This is a genomic window from Stieleria varia, from assembly GCF_038443385.1.
GTDB classification, from domain to species: Bacteria; Planctomycetota; Planctomycetia; order Pirellulales; family Pirellulaceae; genus Stieleria; species Stieleria varia.
The window spans coordinates 3960267-3986678 of the sequence record NZ_CP151726.1 but is presented as its reverse complement, the minus strand read 5'-3'; the positions used below and the strand labels follow the sequence as shown (position 1 = coordinate 3986678).

The window sequence follows — 26412 nt, the reverse complement described above, 5'->3', positions numbered from 1 at the left end:
CCGACAATCGAAGCGTGATGGATACCGTGTAATCGGACAAATCTGACGAACTACCAACTGCTCCCGGCTCACTGTCGAACGTGGCCTTAAAAACTTGATTCGTTGCCTGACGATCCAGCAATAGGTCGCGTGCGAGAGGTGGCGGTGGCGCGAAAGAAGCTTCGGCCGAGTCGAAAACCGATGCAAATCTCATTTCACGGCTGGAAATCCGAAGTGTTGGTAGTCCTGATCAAGAGTTCCTGTATGAGGATGGTTCCGAAGCGCAAATTAGCGTGGAAGGATATCGAACGCCTTTCCTGCGTATTCGGTGATCGCCGCAAGTACACTTGATTCACAGTCCGGTGACCGATCGTGGCGTGTTATTCCGGTGTTCGGGGAGTCATGATCCAACAAAACTGGATTCCTTGCCGGACGTGAGATACCATGACGCGGAATAGCAGTCAAACTCTCACAGAGTTGTTCATTTACTCCCGAAATCATGCCAAATTCTACTCGAAGTCTCGGAATCGTTATTTGCCTATTTCTCTTTGTTGGCGTACAGCACGCCGAAAGCAACGAACCGAAATTTGGATTCTTCGGTATTCAGATTGAAGGCACTTCCTCGGGAGTTCGAGTAAAAGGGGTTACAGATCCAGCTCTCGTTGCTGGATCTCCCTTGCAACCGCAAGATTTGTTGGTCGAAATTGAAGCAACCAACGATTCGGAGACGGCCTTTTATGAGCTGCGGCTGGAGAACGCATCGGGCCTGCTCGCTGGGCCCATCACGGAAATCGCGAATGTCCGTGTGATGCGAGACGGCTCAATGCTGGATCTTGCAGTGCCTCGTCTTGCTGTGCCTGATTCCTCTGCGGCGATGGTCTTTCTAGCTGCGCTAGTTGCATTCAACCCGAATGCCCCCGAAGCCCCCGTTGTTTCGGAGAGGTTTAAAGAATCAATCCGCGATCTCCGCCATCAAGTCGTCACTCAAATCTTCGATAACCAGCGGGCACGACTCAGCAGAATGCCTGGTTCGCTCTCCGCTTGTGTTGCCTGCTGTGTCTTAGAAAAGGATGAGCTTGGTAGAAGATTTGGTGTTGAATCACCCGAATGGCATGGCGCAAAGCAATCGGAAGAATTTTTTCGCTCTCTTGAACAACTCGTATCTAACTCTCCCGAGATCGTTTCTCAGATACTTGAGGCGAGAGCAGGTGTAACCGCAGACTTAAGGGCGAGTAACTGGCCGAGTTGTATTCGTCATGCCGAGACTGCAATCAAACTGATTGAGGACAATCTTTCACAGGGGACGGAACTGGCGCTTGGTGTGCTTGAATATCAAAAAGCAGTTGCTCTCTATTCGTCAAACGAAATGGATCGCTCGGAAACCTCATGTCTTGCCGCACTAAAACATCTCGATGCGGTTCCGAGTGAGGTGACTCGCTATCATGTCGACGCCTATGATTTGCTCGCAATCATATCCCAAGTCAGGGGCGACTTCGATGCAAACGCGAAGATGCTCGGCTTTGCTCACGATGCGATGGGGAAACTTGGTAGCACTTCGGAGATTGATGTCTTGAAATTAAGGTTGCGTAAGGCGAATGCAATCGCTCGAGTCGCCCAAACAAACCGTGATGGAAACCTGGTCGCGTTAGCGATGGCGGAAATGCGTGCGACGTTTGATGCTGCAACGGATGGCAGTTTGCTTGATCGCAAATGGTCCGCTGCAGAAATGCGGAACCTGTCCGGAGTAATCAGTGAAACGACCACCTTCTTGACGCGAAACTCTTATGACCCACTGCTGACGTTTCAAGTCTCGTCAACTGCCATCGCAGCCTTACAGGGACTGGGAGCGGACCCGTTATTGTTGAGTAATCTGTATCTGGGACGCGGGAACATCAGAGCAAAGAATGGGGATCCCAAGAACGCAATACCTGACTACCGTAAAGCGATTGACTTGTTGCCTGAGTCCTCTGATCCAAGTGGCGTCAGGACGGCTCGCATTCAGTACAGTCTGGTAGAGGCTCGCTACCAAGCGGAACCACCAAGCGACGACTTGCTTAGAGAGTTGCAGGCCGTGCTAGCTACTTTCAACGATGGCTCCGGCGACAAGCAAGGTGACATTGTAAAGATCATGAGCCTTACGGGATTAGTAGCGAGTCGACTGGGCAAGGCAGATCTTGCGATTCAATACTTTGATAAAGTAATCGCTTCTTTCGATAATGTGCCTAGCCTTCAACATGCGAGAGAGCTTCACAACTATGCAGATGCGTTGAGCAGGATTGGTAGACATGATCAGGCCTGTGAAAAGTTTGAAAGCGCGCTCATCATGATGCGACGTGATCTCAAGCTGGATTTGCTAGAGGTCGAGTCACTAAGAACTGCGACCGCTTTGCTGGTACATCAAATGCTCTATGGAGATCGCTGGGGAGCACAGCGGCAGGCAATTCGGCTTATGTTTAACGTGTTACAAAAACTGGGGAGACTGCCGATGAACGAGCTTCACCCGACTATCGATTTGCTGAGGCCTGAGCTGAATGATCTCTTCCAGGTTCCAATTGGCCTGCCCGCGAAAAACACCAGCGATCGACGAATTAGTTGGTCATCAGCCGATGAAGCAGTGGACCAAGCTTTGAAGGAAGATGTTTACCAAAGCATCCTTGGGTATCGAAAGCTCATCTTTGATCAGCAGTCTTTTTCTGCGCGGCTTGCAGCACGCAACGAGATGGAGTCAGAGTACGAAGAGAAAATCAGAAAACTCGTTGGCGAGCTTGCAAAAACAGCTGAAGGGACAGCTGAGCAACTGGAGATCCTGGCGGCCGTAGCGAAACAACAGCGAATCCACGAGCAGTCAATCCGTGGAATAATGGAAGAGTTTCAAATGTTAGTGGAGCTACCGTCCGCGGAATTAGGACCGACAGCGGCTCCTGCTGAATCCGAAGGTCCGTTGGATTTGATACAGCGTTCGCTGAAACCAAACCAAATTTTGGTTGACTATTTCTCGGTCAACAATGTCTTTTCACAATTTTCAGCACGCCCTTCGAATATTTCCAAAGAACACTGGGATCAGCGTTCTTTTGTTGACTTGTGGGTCGCAATCATCACCTCCAATGCCGTCGAGATCATGCGACTGGGGGATCGCAGTCTACTGACGCAGTACTTGGCCAGACACAAATTAGAGGAAACACCTTTTCGTCAAGGCCATCCTGGCCAACAGTTATCTGAACTGCTGGCAATTGATCGATTGGTCAAGTCTCTAGATCTGCAGAAAAAGGGCAAGCAGACTGCGGTCGTATTCAGCGGCGACATGGCGATTCCCCTGATCCCGTTTGCGGCTCTTCCGGTTTCGAATGATCGCTACCTGATTGAGGCTGTGCAATCAGTCGAGTTTCATCCTTCGCCATTGAACTATTTTGGGGGGCAACGTGATGGGGGCGAAATAGGAGTGTCGAATGATTTGCTGCTGACCGTTGTTTCTCAGAAAAACAGTCCTGCGGGTGCGGCAGCGGAAGAGAACGCAATTGCTGGACTAACGAAACAAAACGCCCCTGTCTTTTCTAGAGTCGTGCGACTCAAGGGAAATGACCCGCGACTCGATGAGGAGTCGGTTAATGCTACAGTTATTTTGGCTGCGTCGCATGGAGTATCGCCTGTTTTGAGCGATCTGCCCGGTGGTAAGAATCGTCTGCGTGAGATCAGCATCGTTCCAGCCGAACTATTTGTTGGAATGAGCGACATGGTCGACATCGAAGCGGGCACCGGTCCCTTTTTGTCAGTGAATCGACTGCAACGCCAGCGAATGGACAAGTGTTACTTTGCCGTATTTTCTGGCTGCCGAACAGCATTGGGAGAGCTGAATTTGTTTTCACCCGTCCGCAGTCTTCAGATGGCTGCAATTCACGCTGGTGCCCGTTCATCAATAGGAACGATATCGGACGTCTATGACAATTCAAGTCAGGTGATGGTTACGCGGATGTTCGAGCTAATGTTTCAGGCGGAATCAAAAGTTACCCCTTGTATCGCTCTCGCCGAGGCACAGCGGGAAATGATTTCCAATTATCGATTTGACCCCGAAATAATGTCTCTGGTCAAACGAGGCGCAGGACGCAGCGGTTCGGTGATGGAAGATCCCCAGCAAAAGGTGACGGCAGCCGTGCCGTTTGGAGAGAAACTGCCCCCAATTCACTGGGCAACCTACATGATCACACAGCAGTCAAATCAATAGTGCGTTCACCGGTTTTCGACCCAAAAGCATTCGAGAAAGTGATATGGAGCTTTCAGTGCCCCGCGGATTTGATTTGGAATTGCATTGAATGTTTCGTACACTCCTTGCCCCTTCACGGCGGATCGCATCGGTGGGCTTGGTGGAGGTGGCGTTTCGAATTTGAATTCCAGTGCGTTTTCGACATCTTGCACGGTTATGGGGCCAGGATGGGCAAGTACAACGAAGAAGTTGCCGCCAACTGTTGGTTTCTCATTTTGGCCGTCGTAGGAAAGCAGCCTAAATGTGCGAAGTCCCCCGTTTGTTTCTGTTCCGAACGGAAAGACTTCAGATTCATCGGTCAGCGGAGCAGTCGAAAGAACCGAAAAACTGCCTGATGCGTCGACAAGACCCACGACTAAAAACCACTCCTCGTTGGTTAAGCGTCTCTCACCGACGAGCCGAAGATAGAAGTCTGTGTCGTTGCGAAAAACGTCGCGGATGGGAAGCTCCTGAGACGGTTCGTAGGCCTTTACCACCGACCTGCTGTTTTTGAACAGCCAACGCCGCCGTCCATCGTCGCTTTCGATCGTTTGTCCAAAGACGATGTCTAACTCACGCAGACGCGGGACCCCCGCACGTAATTGGCTCGTTTCCAGGGGCCGTGAATTCGATTCCCTTTCCAGTTTTCTTTCCAAGCGAAGAGTTAGCAGGCGTGGGGCCAAGACCAATAAGGAAAGGATGACCAATCCAACGAAGGTCGCAAGCACTAGCCTTTGATTCGTCGGGCTACTTGAATGTCCACCTGTGAAAACAGAGAGTTCCAGAGCAGAACTTTGGCGATGGTTCAATTCGACATCCGCTCTAATCGCGTCTTGAGATGGCTTTGGAGAGTCAAATTGGTAGCCCAAGCGATCTGCGGAATCTTTCGACATCGATTTCCCATCGACGGGCATCGCTCGCCATAAATCCAGCAACAGCGAGAAGTTATCATTCCTTTGCTCTTCGTTTACGGCGGGATCAGCCGTTGATTCGCGGGCCCGCCTGATCAACCAATCGAACTCAGCTGCGTCAGCCGAACGAGTCATCCACATGGCAGCGAAGAAGTCTCGCTCGTTTTTCTGACGCCAATAGACCCCGTCGAGTTTTCCGCCCACAGTAAAAGCAAATTCGATCAAGTGAATGTTGAGTCGAACAAGCTGAGTCCACATGCGTTCAAACTCGCTTTGGTCGATCTCTTGAATGCGTTGAACTCGAAGGAAAACGAGATTCTTGAATGCCGATAGGTGTTGAGCATCGACTAACAAAACTGGTGAGCTCCCTGCGGGGGCTAATCCCTTTCCTGGCTTTCGCTCGCGGTGTGGGTTGTCATTCCACATCACCAAAGTTGCCGCAATTGCAGAAAGCAGGTTGAGTAATTCCTCGTATGAGAGTGTTCTTCTTCCGTCGGGCGAACTCTGTTTCTCGCACTCCTTGCGTAGTGACCCCACCAAACAAATCCAGTAGAGTTCGGCAATTGATTGAAAGCACTTTTTGGGCGTCGTGGACAGCTCGCAAAACGTTTCGTGTAGTCCGCGTGGTGAGAATCGAATCTGGTCCCTCGGCTCCGGCAGTCGTCGATAATCCGTGCCAAAGTACGATTTGGTCTGTTCAATATTGAATGGCTCAACGAGCCAGAACTCCCAGCTTGAACTCTGATCATCCAGCGTCTGCTGTCGCGAAAACAGTGAACGCCAGTAGTCCTCAATGATCACAGTGCGGCGTGCAGCGATCACGCACTTGCACTGCCGGTTCCATTGCAGAAATCTACGTAAACACCTGATCCGCGCGACAGCGTCATCGACCGCCTCGTCCAGTTCATCAACTGCAAGTGTGAAATCGCCGCAACGTATCGCTCTCTCGATTTGCTTGGAAAGCGTGGCGCGGCTTGGCAGTTCGGCGTCTTTAGCAATGACTGGCGACTGTTTCAGCTGCGAAAGGTATTCGGCCGCAAGACGATCCAACATTTTCTCTGCATTGATGGGCAACTCATGCAGAGGAATTGAGATGACCAAGTGCTCGGGATGCGCTGACATGCGAGCGATGCCCATTTGGTCAATCGCTTGCGTTTTTCCATAGCCAGAACCTGAGATAATCGCTACGCAACGGTGCTGGAGATCTGCCATCAAAACATAGCGATTCTTCTCCACCCTCCAATGCGTAGTAGTCCCCTGCAGCCGAACAGGATCGCTGCGACACGCACGAGTGTCGGGCAGCTTTGCAAGACGCAAGTAATGCAAGGTGCTGCGTCGCTGTTTTTCGCTCAACTCAAGAACAGATAGCCGCTGGTCCGCAATGAATGGCGGGTTGCCTGAATCGGTAAAAGAATTGGTGGGGTGCATGATGAATCAAGAAAAGGGAATACAGCCGCGAATTGTAGTGCAGATGTTCTTGCCTTTCATGAAGCCATCACGAAAAATGCCGCGATCTCCATCACAGATATCGCGGAAACAGTGAGCTATAGCAGTTTCGCTAGAAAGATGTGGGCTACTCCAGATGCACTTCGATGCTGTTACGGGTTGCTTCGCGAGAGCAATGTGAACTGACGAAATGCACACCGAACCAAATCCGCTTGTAGCATTCGGAAATAACGCTTCAACACGACCTCACCCTCCCTCCGGGAGGGTCGGACGCCTAAGCGGCCGGGGAGGGCTCTGCACGATCAATCCGCTCCGACTTTCCCAAACGGAGCCCACCTCACTCAGGCATGTCCTCCGGCACTTTCAGCTCATCGTCATCGTCCGAATCACTTGCCGTTTCGGGATCCGTTTCCTCTGCTCCTCCGATCGGGTTCTGCATGTATTCGATGGAGCCGGTTTTGATTTCTTTACCGTCCCGCAACACAGGGTCTCCATTCTCATCTCGCAAAATATCCCACTGATCTTCCCACTGTTTCAGCTTGTACTCGTTGAGTGCTCGTTTCCACTGATTGACCGACAACATCCAGTTCAACGCATCTTGGATCGTCCGGCAGGGCTGAAAGTGAATGCCGTATACGGAGTTGCTTTTCTGCTTGTCCCGATCGATCGCTTGCTGCACTTGGTTTCTCTTCGCTGCGTTCGCATTCGATTCCGCATCAAAGTCGTCCTGGGATATCACGATCGTATCGATCAGAGGCTGAATGTCGGTGCGGTCCGGTTCCAACCGGTAACGTGAGGCCGCCCCTAGCTTGTTGTCGACGTCAAAGACTTTTCCCAACTGCAGATTTCGCTGGTCCGAGTCCCAGTCAGCACGTTGCTGTGCAGAGAGGTCCTCCGGTGGTTTGGCAATGGACCTACTGACCGTTGCCGTTGCCGCAAAGAAAGGATTCAGGGCAACTCGACGAATCGACTCCTTAGGCGACTCACCCGCGGCGGGAACGGGTTCGTAAACGAAACCGCTCGCAGCCAACAAGCCGACCAAAGTGGCACACTCTGCAGAACCTCCCACCAACGAACCGATGTCTGTCGCTTCCTTCTCCAATCGCGATGCGTTGCAAACGGTTGTTGGGGCATTGGTGATTCGCCAGCGGCCCGAGAATCCGTGTCGCGCCAGCCCGGATAGCTCCCACATCGCATCGAACGATGTCAGAATCCCGTCCTCACCACCCGTTGCAGTGGCGACTTGAGTCATCCCGAGCGAGAACAAGTCCGGTGTAAAGGTACTGATTCCGTCCCGGAAGAGATCGATTGTCAACCACACGACCGCACCTTGGCCACCAGTAGCGACCATGATCGGAGCACAAACCGAGTGCTCAAGTTGGGAAACGTAGTCGTGTTCGATATTGTGTCGACCATTCCCTGTATCGGCATCCCCCGCAAACGCCCAGGCCCGATACTCTCTCAGGCTTTTGATCCTATCAGCAAACGACTTGGCGAGCCATCGGCGTCCTTCGATCCGCAAGTTGTCATCGTCGACTGATTTCGGGTCTGCACTGATGAAGACACGGTGAAGAACAAGATCGAGTACCAATTGGTGACCGCGAGTTTGGTTCTCGGCTTTACAAAGCCAGCGAACCACATGAGCCTCAAAGCTTTCGCAATTCGCGATTTCTCTATCGATCTTCTGCCGATCTGCGAAAAACGGATTGGCAACAGCGGTCTCGCCCCAAGCCTGATTGAATTTGTTGGAAGCATCGTTTAGATGCTGCCCGATCCCTGACAGTTGCGAGTTGTCATTTCGACTACGGAATGCTGCATCAGCGTCGCAAAGTGCGCGTAGGCGAGATTGTTGTTCTTCCGAAACGCAATGTGGCTTCACATGTTCATTGAGACTATCGCTATCCCATGAATTGGTGAGCAAGTTACGCGCAAATAATGAACGATCCCCATATTTTGACATGTGCCGTAATATCCAATTGCCAATTCGTTCGTGCTGATATGTGCCATTTAGCTACCGTTCGGAAACGACAAATCAATGAAACTCTCCATCACTCTCCCTCAGGGAGAGTCGGCCTCTCGGGGCCGGAGAGGGCACGCACCGCAAGCCCTCCCCGGGCCTGAGAGCCCGACCCTCCCGCACGCGGGAGGGTAAAATGCGTCACAAATGAGTTACCGTTCCTGTTCGGATGCGGTGACGCTTTCGGCGTCAACGTTCAGGCGATAGTTATGACGCCCCATCAATCCAGTGGCAACCAATGGACCTTCAAGTAGTTCAGCGGATTATTTGGTAAATCGATATCCGCGATCCAGATTGGAATTGTCGCCAACCTGTCGATCTGCAAGCTGATGTCATCATTGATTACATCGCCGTTGCCATGTTCCTGGATTTTAACATTCAGGGAAATTTCGTCTCGACCCGCGAAAAGGGGACTGCTCGAAACCAGCATCAAACTCACGGTCCTGCCATTGAGTCCCCAGTAGAGCCCTGGCTCCTCTGGTATCTGGCGACCAAGCGAATCAAGAGCGTTCGGTTCGCTCGCACCCCGGTTCGACGAGCTGGCACCCATGGCGAGGGGCGGGAACGGTATTCCCAACTGGTGGTCGTGTGTCTCCGTCTTGGGCGTGACAGGTTCCACTAAGTTCATTTCATCGCCTTCGTCCTCAAAATCGCTCTCTTCTGCCGTGGCGATGATCATCCACGCACGATCAATCGGGCTGAGGTGCTGATAACGATCCAAGAGCGGTGGCCGTTTGGGGCGACCAGATTCGTCAAGTTCCAAAATCGGTTCCGTTTTGCCTGGTGATTCAATGTCATCATTCGTGACTTCAGGTTTGCTCATCAGACGCCATTGTTCGTAGAAGAAATCCTTCATCTCATCGTCTTCGAATAGGGCATTTTCCACCGCTTCCAAATCTGGCTCAGAGAGCTGGTTCAAGAGATACAATAGCACGTCACTTTTCTTGGCATTCATTCTTCGGCTTTACGTTTGTCGGTGAGTGAGACTCTAGTGTGTTCAGACTGTTCAGACGTTTAGGAATCAAATTTTGAGTCTCGGATTCGCGTCATTGCGGCGTTAAGTATTTCGTTACGTCGGCTCATCGGCAATTGCTCAAGTTCGTTTAAGTCTGCCTCCGTCACGCCGGAACCTGGAAGAATGCCTTCCACTACGTCGCAGAGACTTGCCCGCTCGAGCGACGTCAAATCTGTCCGGTCAAAAATGTCGAGCCAAGCATCGGTTCTGGAATCGGTCTCTTCTTGGCGAGCACCATCGTGACTACATGAAATGGCCAAAGTTTTGACTGGTGCCAAAACTCTATCGTAACAGAGTTGTTTCACGATTTTGTGATCACGCTCCGTGAGATTGACTTCGGCAAGACGCTTTAGCCAGCGATCCACATCACTCAGTTTCATCGCAGTTCTATACTTCTCCTTGTTACTGATTTCCTGTGTGACTCGTCTGCGGTACAAGTACTCATCAATAGCGACGACCGATATTTCGCATGCTGTCTCCCATTCTTCGCCTGGTGGCACTTTTCCTTCAAGGTCTTCAGCTATCTGCGTCCTGTACTTGGCATGACTTCCGCTACGTAGCTTCGTTTCTTTGTTGTTGTAGTACGAATCAAGCTCGGCCTTGCACGCAATACAAATTTCTTTTGGCAGTTCCCCCAAATACGGAGTTGGAGTTCCGCTCGATTCCTGAATTGCGGGCAGCAACTTCTGTTCGTACTCTTCGTTTGGATAGTTGCCTCCGTTGGATGTGGGGCCGTCACCGTACAAACTCCACTCAAGCATTTCAGTTAAAGCACGCTTCAAGGGCTCGATGCATCCATTTAGGAAGAACCCCTCAACGGACCTTTGGTCAGGAGACGCCTGCATCAATTCTCTGTGCCAACGCAGGCGATTCGGGACACCCTGTTTTCTTCCAAAGTAGCCTTTGCCCTTTGCGGCATAACCATCTTCCGCCAGAATGACTTCGCCGGTCTGATCACGCTCGACGAATAGGAAGTCTGCGATCACGCGATCGATTACCTCCCGCTGGACCATTCTTAGTTGTCGTTTTCCCGGCCCCCTTGATCTCTCGGCGAAAATCTTAATCCACCGCTCAAATGGTAACGGACTCTTCTTGGTCAGTAGCTTTTGGTTGAATTCTTCATCATGTATCAGCTCCACGAATACAAATTCCGCCGGGTACTCTTCCGCCAACAAGTCACCGTTGTTGCGAAATTCCAGAATGTGGATTCGTTCGTCGTCGCTGCTGAGCGTGGTTAGATCACCCTTCAACGGACCTGTCCTGTCGCCCCTTACGAGCAACCCAAGCGGAAACTCCTCTGAAAATCCAACCTTGCACTCCTCGATTTTTCCAGGGACCGTTGCGTGAGGAACGAATGCAAGTGGTCCCTCCATCGATAATTCGCGTTCTCTTTCGAGCTGTTGCTGAGCCTTCTTGAATTCGGTGGATTTCCGGATTTCGGATATCCTTGCTTTCAGTATCTTTCTTTCTTTCTCGTCAGCTTCCGAGGATATCGCCTTTGCCAGAGACTCAATCTCCATCACTAGCTCATTGCTAGAAAACTGAGGAATTTGGAATCGGTCCCGGTAGAATCCGTACGGTACGAGAACTCGCTGCTGAATCATGAAATTGGATCTCTCGGTTAAGGTACTCTGCAGGACAGATTTTGCACCAATTTTGCTGGGCTAGTCCGGTGCGAGGATGGCGCCATAGAAACGCCAATTTACGGGTTCACTATCCAGAAGGCAGCCACATTGGTTGCGCGTTAAAAAAAACAAGAAAATAGCGATAAAGCATGCGGATCACGTAGAGCACGCCGTCTTGCTCCCCTTTTCACGGGTTCGTGCTCGGATGCGCGGCAATGGCCGGGAGGGATTCCTGCGGACCAAGAAATCAAACAATTGGTTCAAAGCGTTGATTGGCGTCCGAAATCACCCCACGGCGGCTGTGTTTGCCGGAAAAGCAAGCCCAGCCGCTGAAATGTTCAAGCCGCGATCTCATCCTACAAAAAAGAACTCAGGACGGTCACGAGCCCAGACCACCAACCTGGACGCGGGACACGATGAGTTCGATCCGCTTCACGGGCCGACGCGGGCTTTGCCCGGTACACGGTGTAGGACGACGATCCGGGGAACTGCCACGTTTGACGCTCAAAGTTGTCTTCGAGCCACTGTTCGAACTCCTCTCGCTTTGACATGGGCATCACCTATTACAGAGGACATGGATGGACGCCCTTCAGAAGCCAGCCAATTCGCGAGCGAGCCCAGAAAATTCGCCGCGGTATCGCCGATTGTCGACCGGGCTTCTTCTGTCGCTCGTGGAAAACCCTCCCCGGTCGCTACCGCGTCCGACCCTCCCGAATCGGGAGGGTGAAGTCGTGAGTCACCCTCCCAGCGGAGCGTCTGGGAGGGTCGGGAATCGAGCCTTCAGCGAGATTTCCGGGGAGGGCATGACGGGGATCGTTTGAGTTGGACGAGCGTGAACGATCAAGTTGCTCGCAATCGAATATCAATCGGGCTTGTCGCGTCGCTCGTGGAAAACCCTCCCCGGCCGCTACCGCGTCCGACCCTCCCGAATCGAAAGGGTGAAGTCGTGAGTCACCCTCCCAGCGAAGCGTTTGGGAGGGTCGGGAATCGAGCCTTCAGCGAGATTTCCGGGGAGGGCATGACGGGATCGCTAGAAACGGACGTGCGTGAACGTTCAAGTCGCAGGGAATCGATTATCGACAGGACTTATTCTGTCGCTCTTGCTAAGCCCTCTCCGCCCCTGAGAAGCCGACTCTCCCAGAGGGAGAGTGATCAATACGCTCAGGGCATAACGCACCTGACGTTTTGAAACCGCCAACCATGGCCCTCTGGATGTTGGGATTCTGCTAAATTCGTTTCTTCCAGATTCCGGTAGCCCACCCGATCCAGCGAATGTTCCCTTGACCGCGGTCCCAGATCAACCATCCCGCTCCCCGTTCATCGCCGATCAGCGGTTGCTGCGATTACGTTTCAGACCGGAAGACCGAGGCGAAGCGTTGCCCCTGCTGCGGGTCAATGCGTTGCCGCAGCGTGGAATGGACGGTGAAGAAGACAATCCACGGAAGGATCGAAACGAGTCGCGATGGGAACCTTTGCCCGTCCGAGAAAGACTGAGCTTTCTGGGCGGCGACTCGTCGTCAGGGCAACGACGATTGCTGTGCGTCACTGCGGCAGCGGGTATAGGAAAATCGATGGCGTTGGAGCAGTTGGATGCGGCGGCCGGGGCGGCGACAGGGAGTCAAGTTGTCATCTGGACTCATTTCAGTGACCTGCCCGATGACTGGGAGTCCTACGTCGATCTGCCTCACGATGGAAAGCGACATTCGTTCTTTGTCCAGCGTTTGAAAACGCAGTTCGCCGGTGCCAGAAAACAGGGCTTTCAGCATTTGCCAAGACGTATCGGTGATGAAGACGCAATCAGGGATTGGGTTCTCGCTTTGTTACGTTGCGGTCAGTTAATCCTCGCCGTTGATGGATTGGACGAGGTTCCGGAAAAACCGGGCATCGCCAAGGCAAAACAGCTACGAGAGTTTCTCCGACAATTCCCTCGAGCCCATTGTGTCGTTGGTGGACGCCCCAATGCGATCACCCAGATTCTGTGGCAGACATTGTTTTCACGCTCGGGCAAAGAAAGCGATGCGTCGTCGGATTGGAAATTTGCCTTAACGGACTTGTTCGACGACGGGCAAGTTCGGCGGGCGTTGGGGCCCGAACGACATGATCAGCTGCGGTTTCTGCAAGGCGAGGTTCAGTTTTCGGGACGAACGATCGAGGTCTTGCGGTCGCTAGACATCGAAACATTCGCAACACTTCGGTCGCTGGCCGATGTCTACTGGCATGGAATTCAAAAATCGCTGGAGATGGATTCCATCAAGGAAGGCGGGAAGTTTCCGTCATGGATGACTAAGGAACAATTGCTAATTTTGCTTGCCGCCATCGGTGTGACGATTCTGATGTGGAATCGAGATCCACATTTCACTGACGACAACGATGGACTGCCGAGCGATTTGAATGAATCGATCCCGATACCTGTCGAGAGCGATTCGACAAAGACCTCCGAGTCGATCGAACACGTGGTCGACATTCAGGAGCTGTACCGCCGTGTCTGTGATCGTCTGAGTCGAATCCATTCCGAATGGTCTGATCTGAAACAAATCGAACGACTTTCACTTACGAAGGATCAGATTCGTGAACTGGTTCGGCTGAACACGAGCTACTTGGAGTGCTCATTCTTTCGATCTCAGGACCCCAAGCGACTCGAGTGGAGAAATGTGACTCAGCGAGATTTTTTCGCGGCGCTGTGGATGGTCAATGGTGCCAGTGACCAAGAGCGAGCCTGGTTTCATGAGCGGATCGATCAGGCACGTGACGCTCGAGACACGAGCATCGCGGAGGCATGGCGGATGGTTTGCGGCATGCCGAGCGAGGCGTTTGCTTTACAGGGAAAACTGTCCAATCAACGTTGGTTGCATTTGATACGTCCTTTGTACCAGCGTCCGGATGAAGAGTGGCACCGTAGCGGTCGGCCCACGGAGTTGATGTATCGATGCTGGGCAAACCTTTTGCGTCGAGCAGGGTTCTTGACCACCGCGTCGTGGTCGGACGAGGACTTGATGTGGGCGACGACCGCGGCGCAGCATTACTTTTATCTAGATCAGCCGGGTGATTTGCCAAGCGGTGTGACCATGCGAGACAGGTACGCATGGGTAGTGGTCGGTGGCTACCTTCGGGAGTACGTCATGCTGCGAAAGACTGATCCCAACGCATTGACCATTACAAACGAGGATTTGGAAACTGCAATGCGTGACTGTAACTCGTTGGCGGGAAAACAAGTACGAGTTGGTCGTGCGGGGGAGAAAAACAATGTCGAGCGAGACTACACCTTGCCGTATCGATTCACGCTGTGCGCCTATGCGGTCACAAATCGCCTTTACGACCTTTTCGACGAACATCACAGCAGTCGCTTCGGTAAGTACACCGATTGGAGTCCCTACCCCCGTGGTCCTGTTGTTAATCTGAGTTGGTATGACTCGATGGTTTTCAGCATCTGGAGCCACAGCATGCTGCCGAACGAATGGATCTGGGAGTATTCGAGTCGTGCGGAATCTCGCAACCCGTCGGGAGGCACGTCGAGGTACTACTGGGGCGACGAAAAAACAAAGCTAGGGGATCACGCTTGGATTGACGAGAACAGTTCGGAGGCGGAGGACTCTGGCACGGCGTCGCGTAAGATAGGAGAGCATGCACACAGCGTCGGACAGAAGACTAGGAACGACTTCGGTTTGTACGACACGCTTGGCAACGTATGGGAGTGGTGCATGAACCGCTACGAGTCAGAGGAGATCGACTGGGGCTCAGGCAAACCGACAGGCGATTATCCCGTTGCCCGCGTGTTGCGTGGTGGCTCGTTCGGCAACGGATCGTTCGACGCGCGTTGTTCCTTTCGCAGTCGCCTCGGTCCATCCTACTCGGTTGGCAGCAGCGGGTGTCGTGTTGCCAGGGCTCATTACCCTTAACCCTTTCGCCGAAGGCGAGCACGGCTGAATTGAGAGCAGGACGACGAACGAAGTGAGGCGCGCGAGAAATTTGGTTTTCTCGCAGGTGCCGCGGGCGGAACGCCTTTGTTGTCTGTTGAATCTGCAAGCCCGTAGCGAATACTTAACTACGCTTGGCAATGCTCAAGTCGAGCGCCGGGCTTATCCAGCACATTACCCTCCCGCGTGCGGGAGGGTCGGGCTCTCAGGCCCGGGGAGGGCCTGAGATGCACGGTCAACAGAGACATGATCGATTTTGTAGTCAATCCGTGGAGACAGAAACCCTACGAATTCCACCACAGAATCATCCGCAAGCGTCTGGTCGTTTCCACCCTCTCCGCCCCTGAGAGGCCGACTCTCCCAGAGGGAGAGTGAACCATAGATTTTGTTACTTGAAGTACTCCTCGGCAATCTTGCCGATCATCCGGATGCTTTCGGCCTGGTGCTTGTGGTACTCGTACTGCTGCTCCGGCGTCAGTTTGGCGAGGATCGATGGAAGGCAAGCCTGACGCGCCCAGTTCGGTAGCAGTTCAAAATCGACTTGGCGAACGCGAAGTTGGAGCCCCTCCTGAGATTGATCTCCTGAGTGACGCGTGATTGTGTAGTACCGCGAACCAGTCGGTCCCACTCGCGATGTGAATCTGCCTTGCTCGACTGCACCCATCTTCTCGCCCTCATCAGCTCTCCAGTGGATCGTGATTCGCTGTGCAGCGTCGTCCAGTTTGAAGCGAGCCTTCGCGAGAAAGTACTTGTTCGGAAGGTCATGACGCCGAGTCAACTGCAACATGTCACCGGTTCGAAGTCCACCGTCGTCACCCAGCAGGATGTAGTACAAGTCGCACTGCACCGGGTCGCCGCCTATCACGATGGAGTTGTCTTCGAACACGATTGTGCACAGATCTTGGCTGATTGCAGCGGAACTGTATCCAATCAGAAAGCAGTAAATCGTCAGCAATGCAATGAGTGTCTTTTTCATCGGTCGGAGTCCTCGTGTCACGAATGGTTGAATGAGCCCGACGAGGAAATCCCATCGGTCGCTCTGAATGGCAAGAAGGCAGCCAGGAGTGACGACTGAGGATGATTTTCTGAAACGCAGGACGAGATGCTCTGGTTGTGTTTCTCTTTTTTCACAACGTCTCGCAACTGGCTGCCTTATTTGCTCGGGCAGAGCAGCATTCGGACAGGGCTTTGGTCACTCCGCCCCCCCCACGACATCACTCACCCTCCGGGAGGGTCGGACGCGCTAGCGGCCGGGGAGGGCTTTCCACGACCGCCCATCCGCTTTGCGTTCCGCAATCAACTGCTCCAAACATGATCGTTCACTCGCATCCAACGGAAACAAGCATCAACAAGCCCTCCCCGGGAATCTCGCTGAAGGCTCGATTCCCGACCCTCCCAAACGCTCCACTGGGAGGGTGACTCACGACTTCACCCTCCCTCCGGGAGGGTCGGACGCCTAAGCGGCCGGGGAGGGCTTCTGTCGTAAACCCTCTCCGGCCCTGAGAGGCCGACTCTCCCGGAGGGAGAGTGATGTTGTGTCGAGCCGTTCACTCAGTGGCGGGCTTCCTTGCTTGTCGTTCCATCAACTCATCGTGGTCTCAAATGTCGCCGACCGTTGCACTTGACGAACTACTGGATCGACTCGGCGTCTCGTTCTTTCGGCGGGAAACCGATGAAGAGGAATGGTCGCATTGGCTGGTGACCACCGAGAATGATTGCACGATCGACATTCAAGTTTCTCCCACCGAAGAAGTCGTGCTGTTGCGGGTTGGACCGATACTGGAACTCGCCGACTTGAGTACCGAACAACGTTGTCGTTGGCTATCGAGACTCATGTCAGCGAACGAACGACGTCGACTCGGCAAGTTCGTGGGGGACGTTGATGTTTACTTCGAAATCGCACTTTCGGTTGTCCCGGTAGCCCAAGACTGTGAAATTCTGGCAAGGGTATTGGAAGAGGCGATTGGAACAGTCGCCGCCGTTGCATTTCTAGGGCACAGAGCGATTCAATGATCACTCTGCCCAGGCAAACACTTTCCCGCCCTGACGGGGCATTTCCGTCTTGGATGGCCTGATCACCGCAACTGCTACGCGTGAACCATGTTCGGCTAGAATGCCTCAAAACGCATCGCCCCCCCGCATTGATTTCACAGTTCATGAAGTTCGGAAAATTCATTCGTGATCAGCGTCTGTGCCGGTTGGCTTTTCCAGCCAAGAACGCATGCCCACTGAAAGATTACATCGACGCATTGGGTTCTAACCCAACACAGGACCCAAACGGGCAATCTGAACCTGTGCTGCGATATGATCCGAGTCTTTGGCCAGATGAGCCAAACCGACATGCATTTCTTCAAGACCTGAGTATTCGCCGTCTGTGTGTCACTGTGGAAGGCGGCGTGGGGAAGTCCAAGTTGCTGGAAGAGCTCGAAGTTGCAACCGAGAATGCCGAACCAGGTCATATCGCCCTGCGATTTGAACTGCGCCAACTCCCTGAGAGTGCCGAGCAGTTTGCTCATCGATCCGGACCAAGCCACACTTCGCATTCGACCTTATTCGAAAAGCTACTGGCGCAGTACGGAGCCATCCGAGAAAAGCATTATCGAGCAACTTGGCGGTTCCCGTCTGATCCAGAGATCGAACAGCAGCTCTTTCATGCATTAAGAACGGGCAGCCTGACTCTGATCGTTGACGCCTTTGACCAATTGAACCGCCAGGAAGCAGAGAAACGGGCAGCGGCTCTGAACTCCTTTGTCACCGACTACTTTCCTGGCATTCGCCTCGTCATTGCCGGCCGGCCCTATGCGATCAAACGCGTCTGGGATGAACTGCAGCTCGGCGAATTGAAGGATGCACCGAAAGAGTTGCAGGACGAGGAAATGAGGCAAATTCCCGTTTGGACGTTCTGTAAAGTCGAAAAATTCTCTCGCGATCAAGCGGATGAATACCTGTCAGCGGAAGGAGGGACGACCGAGGGCAAGAAGAAATTGGATGCGCTCAAGCGAATGGATGCCGAGGAGATTCGGCTGCCGCGGACACTCAATATCATTCGTGAGTTGAAACCCGGTGAGCTCGCGCACATGCAGACCGCTTCCGACTTGTATTGGTACTCCATGAATGAAACGGTCATCGCCAACTTTCGAAACTCTACCAAAGATTCAGAACTCCGGTATCTGAAGCGATCCCACGTGATTCCAATCGTTTCGGCTGTGGCGTTCGCAATGATTACCTGGAAAGAAGATCCGGTTGACTGCGTGCCCTCGATCACAAGTGACTCGGCGAGAAATTTCTTTGACTACATGGAGGAATTCGGATTCATCGCTGTTTTGAAGGAGCTCGGAATCGACTTTGAGAAGGAGCTACTCGATCTTGCTCAGATCGATTCCGAATCGATTCAATTCCATTTCTACAGCGAGACAACCAGTATCGAACGTCCCGATGAAGTTGTCGACGTAAGAATGTCTGATGTGACCATTCGAGACTTTTTCGCCGCCCATTGGGCGGCGTGCTACTGGGCGGATCAGTGTCAGGTTCTACGATCACGTGAATTATCCCTTCTGAGTTTTTCGGAGCGGGATCCGCGTCAGCGCGTCACCAAGGATCTGAATTCACCGGACTTTGCAAAGTTTTGGCGATTCGTCGTTGGCATGCCTGATCGAAGCCCAAAACGAGTTCATTCAGGGAATGCGGCAACAGAGGATTCTTGGGCCACCGCAGTGCGTCCATTGTTTACGACCAAGGATCAAGCACGCCCGACAGAACTGATGTTTCAATGTTTGCCCGACCTGATGTGGAGATCCGGCTATCAGGAAGCGAGAGATCACAGTGATCGGTCGGACTGGAATCAAACTACAACGGCTCAGGCGATCACAATCGCTCAGCGTGAGGTTCGGGATCTGTTTGAGCGGCAGAATCCTGAAGAGGGTGGCCCCGCAAGGAAACTCGTCTTTGAATTCTTGACAGACTATCTCTTAAAGTTAGCCGATGAAAAAGAGCGGGGAACAACGGATTGTAACGTGACCTTTGAAATGCGACGGGCGTTTTACCTCGATTGCGAATTCACTCCGATAAATCCGGAAATGATCTACGCACGAACACGAGAAGACGAATCGCTGCGGATATCGAGACTTACCTATTTGGCAGAGCATTATCCGCTTTGGCTTTTCGAACGAAATTTTCGTGCGATTCAGGGAGGACCGTTTCTTTATGGCGATTCACCAGACCCAAATCACCCATTATTCGTGGAGTCTTTTCAGCTCAATGCGTATTGTGTTTCCGATACGCTTTATCAGGTTTTTGACGGTCAAATACAGCCAGTCGACGGATCTGCGAAGTCTCTTCGTTGGTGCGACGCACAATTGTTTGCAGTCTGGGCCCACGGATGCTTGCCAGATGAACACCTGTGGGAGGCCGCATGTCGCGGCAATATCGGAAACTTAGATTTGCAAAAGCACACGGTGTATGGTTTTGGCAACAACGAAGAGCTTCTTGAATTACACGCACACTTTGAAAAGTCCAATTCGGAATGGAATGACAACGCAGATCTGTGGTCCACAAATTCAGTATCCGTTCCTGGGCAACTGCTACCGACAACGTCGGCTGAACTCTACGACATGCATGGATTGGTTTGGGAGTGGTGTTCGAATGGCATCAGCAGGCCGGTGTCTGTTTCTAACCATGAAGGTCTGGATTTCGTCAACCCGCTATTTCAAGATGCCTTTGCTGTAGTCTTAGGAAGAACTATTGAATGTTGGGAAACCGAACGTTGGCTGAGGGGAGGCTCATACTACGAGCCTCCGTCCGATGTGAGTTGCACGTCAAGAATGGTTGTTGATCAAGATTTATTGCGTTGTGACTACGGCTGCAGAATTGCTCGAAATAGTGCTAGGGAATGCCTCTAACCCAATCCAAGGCGTCTACGAGTGCGATGAACTCTTTGTATGCCGCAGACGATGGTAAGCGCACGTAGGTTTCATCTTGACTGCCGGTTTAGTTTGGCGGGTTTTGCCCCGCCTACACGGAGTCCACCATGGCGCGAAAACCGGATCCTGCCCTGCGGCAGGCTTGGCGAGAATTGATCTCTCGCCAGTCACACTCGGGATTGAGCATCGCTCGGTTTTGTGACACACAACAAATCTCGACCGCATCGTTCTACAAATGGCGGCGAGAACTCTCGCAAGCAACTGACCAACCGAGGCAGACTTTCCTGCCCGTTGAAGTTCTCCCGAGCGAGTCAATCGATGACGAACCGCCTCTGAGAGTTCGCCTGACCGTCGGAGCCGTCATCGAAATCCCAGCACAGCGAATCGACATCCTGCTGGCCGTCATCGAGAGAATTCAGACTAGCGGATGGCTCTCACTTGCCCAGCAGGAGCACACGTCATGATCGCATTGCCAACCAACACCGACATCTTCCTTTTCTCCCAGCCCACCGACATGCGAAAAAGCTTTTGTGGACTAGCCGGTATCGTTCGAGATTCGTTGCAACGGGAACCCAACGACGGCAGCCTCTTCCTGTTCATCAACCGAAGCAAAGACAAGCTCAAAGCACTCTACTGGGATCGCGACGGCTTGGCACTGTGGTACAAGCGACTGGAGTCAGGAACGTTTGAGCGGATCACTGACCAAGGCAAGTCGACCGTTCAGATCGACGCGGCGGAACTAGCCATGTTGCTCGGTGGAATCTCTATCGAGAACGCCAAGCGACGCAAGCGATTCAAGGCCGCGTAATTCGCACCGACGCGAAAGCCGACGTCATCACTCACAAGAGCAAGTTTTCAAACGGTCTGATTGGGGCCAAGAAAACTTGCTCTTTTTTTGTTGCTTTGGCCGGTTTGCTCTTGCGCTTTTGCGCCACATCGTTACCTTCGGTTGCATGAACCGAATCAAGCAACTTGAGCGACAAAACGCAATCCTTCGCGAGCAGAACGAGAAGTTCGCAAGCGACGCCAAGCTGCTACTTGAAGAAGTTGCCAAGCTGGGCGACGAGAAGCAAAAGCTGATCAAAAAGAACGAAGCGATCAGTGATGAACTTCGTAAATCTCGCGACCAGCTCGAAGCCCTGATCCGCCGTCTGTTTGGTCGCCAAAGCGAACGCTTCGACGATGTCGACCAGCTCAAGTTTGAGTTTGCCACACCCGAACAAGCTGCTGACGCGCGAGAAGGTATCGAGCAAGCATGCGATGAAAACAACAACACTGGCAAATCAAAACCCAAGCCACGCAGGCGGAAACGTAACGAGCGATTCCCCGAGAGCTTAGAGCGAAAGCAAGTCCTGATCGACTTGTCCGACGAAGAGAAGGAAGGCCTGACGCGAATCGGCGAAGACATCGTCGAGACGGCTCACTATCGTCGCCCAATCGTTTACATCTTGCAGAAGATCTATCCCAAGTACGTCCGCAGCGGTGAACCTGATGCAGGCGTGATGCAGATGCCACGGCCCGAATCGTTGATCGCGGGCGATCGCTACGACACCTCCTTCGCCGCAGAGATCATCGCCGCGAAGTTCAGTTATCACTTGCCGATTTATCGCCAAGAGGATCTTTTTGCTGGTTGCGGGATCACGATTTCTCGCAGTTCGTTATTGAACATCCAAGAAGCAGCGGCGAAGTTGATTCGTCCGTTTGCTGCCTATCTGGCCGATTTGGTTCGCACCGATCATTGCATCGGCAGTGATGACACGGGCGTGTTGTTGCTGCTTCCCAAAGACATCCCCAAGATTGACGAAGACGACCCCAAGAGCCGCAGGGCTGCGGAGGTGATTGCGAAAGCCAAAGAGGAGAACGCCAAGAGTGTTCGAGCCAAGATGTGGGCCTATCGCGGGGTGAGTGTTCCGATCAACGTGTTTGACTTCACGGTAAGTCGACATCGGGACGGGCCGGACCTGTTCTTGATTGATCGCGATTACGAAGGCACGTTACTTGGCGATTGCTACGGCGCGAACACTGGGATTCACATGCGTTCCAACGGCTTGGTTGTCCATGCCGCATGCGTTGCCCATGCGCGACGCAAGGCGGAGTATGCGTTAGGTAATCATCGTGAGCATGCGACCGCGTTGTTGAAGTGTTTCAATCGGCTTTACGATTTGGAAGATCAATGTCGCCACATGGACTGGGACGCGCGATTGGCGTTTCGGCAAGAGCACGCTTTGCCGGTGTGGGCGCTGCTTCGTAGCTACTTGGAAAACGAGATGTCGAAGGTGTCAACGAAGGAGAAGATCGGCGAAGCGAAGGGCTATTTGCTAAATCAATGGGATGGCTTAGTGAAGTACCTTGAGGATGGTCGGATCCCGATCGACAACAACGAGTGCGAACAGTTGATGAAACAGGTTGCGCTGGGTCGCAAGAACTGGCTGTTCATCGGCAGTGTAGCTGCCGGTTATCGCACGGCGGACTTAATGACGTTGTGCAGCAGCGCGATCCGCAATGACCTGGATGTCTACGCCTACATCAAAGACGTGCTCGATACGCTGTTATCCGGCAGCACCGACTACGCGAGCTTGCGTCCAGATGCGTGGGCTAAGTCACACCCAGAATCGGTTCGTCACTACCGCGCCGAAGAGCGTCGGCAACGCAACGCCCGGCGTGACCGAGCCCGACTCGATCGACGCCTCAGCCAATCCGAGTCAGAATAAACCCTCCGCCCGCCCCGACGGCACATGGTGCCGTTGGGCGCTTACAGACGATGACGGTATTTAGATCGCGATTCGAGCATGCCGGCCTGATTTCTGCAGTACTACTTATTTGGTCTGGGAACCGTCTAATTAGTGACGTGATGCAGAACTTGGTTCCGGCTATAGCTGGCGTTCACGTCAACCAAGACATGATTCTTTCAAAGTTTCAGAATTGCGTCCTGGTGTAATGACTGCGCGTCATCGAAAGAATAGAATACCTCGGTCAACCATTCTTTGACCGAGGTCTGTGAATCCAGCAATGTTGAATGACGCGGGTTCATTGTCTCAACTGAGACGCTTTTTGCGTCAGCAAGGCAATCACCTTATTGAACGCCTGCGACTCGCCGACGTACTTGTGTGCCATTGCAGACAGTCGTGTGTTGTGAGAATCCAATTCGGTCGCGAGTTCGCCGTCACCCACCAACGCTCGCAATTCGTCAAAGGCGTTGTTGATCGCCGCGACAAGCAGCGGTTGATCCGCCATCGTCGACATTACAGTACGAAGTGATTCGCCCAGCTTGTCGGACTCACACATTTGGTTACTACCGTCGAAAACGATTCGCCCTTTCTCGACCAGCATCCCAAGTGGCCCTGATTCAGCAGCACCACCCAACCGATGATCGATCGTCGGCCAGTGGCTGGCCAACGGGCAACGATAGGTGCCATCATCCTCAACCACCAAATTGCTGTAGTAGTGCGGGCCACGTTGGGCGATGAATCCGTAGGCTAGTCCGAGAGCCAATGCGATTTCGGAGGCCTTGGGTTTCGGCTGAGGAATGAGAGGTGGCATCTTTCCGACCGCTTCGCGACCAAAAATGTGGACGGGATGCCCTCCGTTTTGACTCCACTCCTGGAACGCTTTCTCGCAATCCTGTATTTCGTCCAAATAGTGCCAGCAAGCGCCTGTTGTGCGACGAATCAGGTAAATCTTTCGTCGGTCGCCGCTGACGACGTGCTTGGGCGTCGAACGGTATTGGGAATTAGCATTGATTGATGCTGCCAGTGACATCATTTGGTCGACGACCAACTTACGTTTGGAGTCCACCATCGCCTCCGGAACACCCGCAATCAAAGTATCGGCAAACTCGATCCCATTGATTCCGCTTTCGGCTTGCCAAGCCGGTTGGGTTCCCTGCATCACCTGCCGGATTTTGGCGAGTGCCTCGGCTGAGGTCTTGGGATGGATCAATTGATCGGCCAACAGATCCACGACAGTCACCGATTTGAGCTTGCTGCGGAAATGACCACGTAGTTGCCGAGTCAGTTGTGCGAAATCATCTTGGTTCGTACACAGGTTCAGCAGCCATTGGGATCGCGAGACTTTGCGGCAGGGTGCCAACTGAGACAATTCCGGTCGAAACCGAGCGTAAAGCTGTTCATCGCTGGTCTCTGAGGCGACGTCGATCTCTGCCAAACTGTCCGTGGTCACCCGTCGTCCAGCTCGTGCGTCGTCTCGCACTTGCTGACATCGGACCAACTTGCTCTTCGCCGCGACACAATTCTCACTGGCAGCGTGCATTAGGCGATTCGCGTTGCTTGCCAAGGCGCTCAAGATCTGTGCGGCCGCCTGTTTGGAGCGTGCCAACGTCGCCAAGTCGACCGCGACGGTGAGTTCGCCGGCCAATCGAATCTGCTCCTGTTTGGATTTCAACCATTTGAACCTGCGATTGCTCCAGATCGTCGCCTGCTCATCCAGCTTGACGAACATTTCCTCAGCCCGTTTGCGGTCCTTGGCCGTTGCAACACCGAGCGTCTCCGCGTGCGCCTCCAACGCCCCTTCTAGATGACGAGCAAACTGGACGACAAAGGCGGAGCCATGGCTGGCGACATGGGCGTTCACGGTGGTCTGTAATGCATTGGTAAGAGAATCCACCAGTGTCTGATGGCATCGGTCGATTTGGACCTCACACTTGGGCATCAGGTCCCGATCGACTTGCCCGCGTAGGGAGCGCAAATGCTCTGCAAATCGCCGATCTGAAAAGTGGACCGGTCGGTTGCGTCGTTTTCCGTCGAACAATGCGTTGCAGCGGCTTTCGATACTGGGGCGCGACGCCCGCTTTAGCATGTCGACTAAGGCGCTTCCGTTGAGTGAAACGCTTTGAGCGTCACCGGGACTGTTCATCCAGTTCGCGACCGCGCGATGAACTTCCTTTTCGATCGGAGCGGAACCGATGACGGCTTGGCCAATGAACTCCATCAGCGCACGCTGCGTGCAGAAAGTTTCGATTCGCTCGACGTCCAATGATAGAGCGGTCGCAGCAAGTGTGGACACGTTGCGCGGCATGTGAGTCCGAGGATCGACGGATTGCCCGCTCAAGGTCGCTTGATTGCGATCTTCTAATTGGATGGTATCACTCAGTTCGGTGCCGATCATCGCTGCCATCCAATTGGCAACCATGTCGTAGACGGCTTCCGCCGATCCAAGATCACGACCATCTGCTGTTTTTCGCTGGACCCAAAAGATCTGGTCACAGAAACCGGCGGGCACATAAATGGGACGATTCTCGTCAGGTCCCAACGCCACATCAGAGCGTGTCGACAGTCCGCATTGCAACGCCGCCAATTCCTGGATCGATGCGTAACCATTCGCACCGGTGCGTACGAGTTGCTCTGTACGGCCCTCCAGTACAAGCTCGAACACGGAGGGCGCCATGCAGATGGGGATGATCTCCACCTCCAATCGTTTCACCAGATGATGCAGCAACGCCATCACTTCCAAAGCCATGGAACTGCCAGTCCCTCCCGCAATCGAGAACACCACGTAGAATCGCAATCGGTTTCGGATCCGAACTTGGCTCTTGGATTCTAGCTGTTTCTTCAGTCGGACCAGAGTGCCCGTCAGCTCCCGAATCATGCTGGCAAGCCGACTGGAAACCATCGAGTACTCGCTCAGCAGGCTCATCATGCCAAACGAGCGAACCTGACCGCCATGGTCGAGCCCCTTTGCGATGAGTTCTTGGTGGAAAGCAATTCGTTTTGGGTCGCTCAAGTCAGCTCGATGTACAATCGGCTCATGCATCTCAGGATAGTCCAGCACATTGTGTACGCGGCCTGTTCCGAGCAAGCAGAACTCCTCATCGGTAAATCCGCTGCCGTTTTGGGCACTGGCGTCGGTGTCGATGCTCAGATACTTGACGAAGGGTTGACTGTCTTGTTCTTGGAGCTGCTTTTTGAGTCGTCGACCGACCTGATTGCCTGCGCCACCAAGGAACAGCAACCCGGCCGGTTGGGTCAATCTGATATTGGCCTCCAACTGAGTCAGGATCGCAGTTGCTTGGTTTTCGACGACCTCGGAGTTCGTGGTGCCGTCAGTTTCTCGAGAAACGGATTCTGCTGGGTTGGAGGGAATCAACGTAGCGATTCGATTGTGCGGGACTGTAGGCTGCCCATTGGTTGTGCTCTGGCCGTTGGTAGTGGACATGGTTCGAAATCCTGTCGCTTGGAGGTTTGAAAGGAGTCAATGACAAACGTTTGACGATCGCTCGTCCAACACAGCAGAGAAGGCAGCCAGAAACCTACTGGGATCAACGAATTGCAAAACGAGGGAATAAAAATGGGCCTCGGAGACCCTGGTGGATCCCTGAGGCCCGTCGCCTTGA

At 53.1% G+C, this 26412-nt stretch carries 14 protein-coding genes; 7 read left to right on the top strand and 7 right to left on the bottom strand.

Annotated features, from left to right (window positions below):
- Window positions 1–478: 478 nt before the first annotated feature.
- Window positions 479–4198: a CHAT domain-containing protein gene (locus Pla52nx_RS13125; RefSeq protein ID WP_146523733.1), complete on the top strand. Its 3720-nt coding sequence runs from the start codon at window positions 479–481 to the stop codon at window positions 4196–4198.
- 5 nt (window positions 4199–4203) lie between these two features.
- On the opposite strand, the gene Pla52nx_RS13120 is transcribed toward Pla52nx_RS13125, so the two are convergent.
- The 5 genes from Pla52nx_RS13120 to Pla52nx_RS13100 form a co-directional block, all read right to left on the bottom strand.
- A complete protein-coding gene (locus tag Pla52nx_RS13120; protein WP_146523734.1) occupies window positions 4204–6555 on the bottom strand; it encodes a hypothetical protein in 2352 nt (783 codons plus the stop codon).
- Window positions 6556–6910: 355 nt separating this feature from the next.
- On the bottom strand, window positions 6911–8533 hold the full coding sequence (locus Pla52nx_RS13115; RefSeq protein WP_197455157.1) for a hypothetical protein: 1623 nt from the start codon (window positions 8531–8533) through the stop codon (window positions 6911–6913).
- Between the two features lie 277 nt (window positions 8534–8810).
- Complete coding sequence (locus Pla52nx_RS13110; RefSeq protein WP_146523736.1) at window positions 8811–9545, bottom strand: hypothetical protein; 735 nt, start codon at window positions 9543–9545, stop codon at window positions 8811–8813.
- A gap of 59 nt (window positions 9546–9604) precedes the next feature.
- Window positions 9605–10777 (bottom strand): hypothetical protein, encoded by a 1173-nt coding sequence (locus tag Pla52nx_RS13105; protein WP_146523737.1) that lies wholly within the window; start codon window positions 10775–10777, stop codon window positions 9605–9607.
- Between the two features lie 809 nt (window positions 10778–11586).
- The gene (locus Pla52nx_RS13100; RefSeq protein ID WP_146523738.1) at window positions 11587–11781 is read right to left on the bottom strand and encodes a hypothetical protein; all 195 of its coding nucleotides are present in this window, start codon (window positions 11779–11781) and stop codon (window positions 11587–11589) included.
- Between the two features lie 729 nt (window positions 11782–12510).
- On the opposite strand from Pla52nx_RS13100, the gene Pla52nx_RS13095 reads away from it, so the two are divergent.
- Complete coding sequence (locus Pla52nx_RS13095; RefSeq protein WP_146523740.1) at window positions 12511–15126, top strand: SUMF1/EgtB/PvdO family nonheme iron enzyme; 2616 nt, start codon at window positions 12511–12513, stop codon at window positions 15124–15126.
- 406 nt (window positions 15127–15532) lie between these two features.
- Here Pla52nx_RS13095 and Pla52nx_RS13090 read toward each other — a convergent pair whose 3' ends face one another.
- A complete protein-coding gene (locus Pla52nx_RS13090) occupies window positions 15533–16120 on the bottom strand; it encodes a hypothetical protein (protein WP_146523741.1) in 588 nt (195 codons plus the stop codon).
- A gap of 626 nt (window positions 16121–16746) precedes the next feature.
- On the opposite strand from Pla52nx_RS13090, the gene Pla52nx_RS13085 reads away from it, so the two are divergent.
- From Pla52nx_RS13085 to tnpC, 5 genes are all read left to right on the top strand, one after another.
- Window positions 16747–17157, top strand: coding sequence for a hypothetical protein (locus tag Pla52nx_RS13085; RefSeq protein ID WP_146523742.1), 411 nt, complete (start codon window positions 16747–16749; stop codon window positions 17155–17157).
- Between the two features lie 143 nt (window positions 17158–17300).
- The gene (locus tag Pla52nx_RS13080; protein WP_146523743.1) at window positions 17301–20042 is read left to right on the top strand and encodes an SUMF1/EgtB/PvdO family nonheme iron enzyme; all 2742 of its coding nucleotides are present in this window, start codon (window positions 17301–17303) and stop codon (window positions 20040–20042) included.
- 128 nt (window positions 20043–20170) lie between these two features.
- A complete protein-coding gene (gene tnpA, locus Pla52nx_RS13075; RefSeq protein WP_146523744.1) occupies window positions 20171–20527 on the top strand; it encodes an IS66 family insertion sequence element accessory protein TnpA in 357 nt (118 codons plus the stop codon).
- Window positions 20524–20871 (top strand): IS66 family insertion sequence element accessory protein TnpB, encoded by a 348-nt coding sequence (gene tnpB, locus Pla52nx_RS13070; RefSeq protein WP_146521105.1) that lies wholly within the window; start codon window positions 20524–20526, stop codon window positions 20869–20871. The genes tnpA and tnpB overlap by 4 nt, the downstream gene beginning before the upstream one ends.
- Before the next feature lie 145 nt (window positions 20872–21016).
- Window positions 21017–22774 (top strand): IS66 family transposase, encoded by a 1758-nt coding sequence (tnpC, locus tag Pla52nx_RS13065; RefSeq protein ID WP_342190395.1) that lies wholly within the window; start codon window positions 21017–21019, stop codon window positions 22772–22774.
- A gap of 316 nt (window positions 22775–23090) precedes the next feature.
- Here tnpC and Pla52nx_RS13060 read toward each other — a convergent pair whose 3' ends face one another.
- Complete coding sequence (locus Pla52nx_RS13060) at window positions 23091–26234, bottom strand: tubulin-like doman-containing protein (protein ID WP_146518413.1); 3144 nt, start codon at window positions 26232–26234, stop codon at window positions 23091–23093.
- Window positions 26235–26412: the final 178 nt, after the last annotated feature.

Bases quoted from the DNA above. Each gene is read 5' to 3' on its own strand.
- Pla52nx_RS13115 (WP_197455157.1), bottom strand. From the start codon at position 8,533: ATGTCAAAATATGGGGATCGTTCATTATTTGCGCGTAACTTGCTCACC.
- Pla52nx_RS13090 (WP_146523741.1), bottom strand. From the start codon at position 16,120: ATGAAAAAGACACTCATTGCATTGCTGACGATTTACTGCTTTCTGATT.
- tnpB (WP_146521105.1), top strand. From the start codon at position 20,524: ATGATCGCATTGCCAACCAACACCGACATCTTCCTTTTCTCCCAGCCC.
- Pla52nx_RS13120 (WP_146523734.1), bottom strand. From the start codon at position 6,555: ATGCACCCCACCAATTCTTTTACCGATTCAGGCAACCCGCCATTCATT.
- tnpC (WP_342190395.1), top strand. From the start codon at position 21,017: ATGAACCGAATCAAGCAACTTGAGCGACAAAACGCAATCCTTCGCGAG.
- tnpA (WP_146523744.1), top strand. From the start codon at position 20,171: ATGGCGCGAAAACCGGATCCTGCCCTGCGGCAGGCTTGGCGAGAATTG.
- Pla52nx_RS13110 (WP_146523736.1), bottom strand. From the start codon at position 9,545: ATGAATGCCAAGAAAAGTGACGTGCTATTGTATCTCTTGAACCAGCTC.
- Pla52nx_RS13100 (WP_146523738.1), bottom strand. From the start codon at position 11,781: ATGTCAAAGCGAGAGGAGTTCGAACAGTGGCTCGAAGACAACTTTGAG.
- Pla52nx_RS13085 (WP_146523742.1), top strand. From the start codon at position 16,747: ATGTCGCCGACCGTTGCACTTGACGAACTACTGGATCGACTCGGCGTC.
- Pla52nx_RS13060 (WP_146518413.1), bottom strand. From the start codon at position 26,234: ATGTCCACTACCAACGGCCAGAGCACAACCAATGGGCAGCCTACAGTC.
- Pla52nx_RS13125 (WP_146523733.1), top strand. From the start codon at position 479: ATGCCAAATTCTACTCGAAGTCTCGGAATCGTTATTTGCCTATTTCTC.
- Pla52nx_RS13080 (WP_146523743.1), top strand. From the start codon at position 17,301: ATGAAGTTCGGAAAATTCATTCGTGATCAGCGTCTGTGCCGGTTGGCT.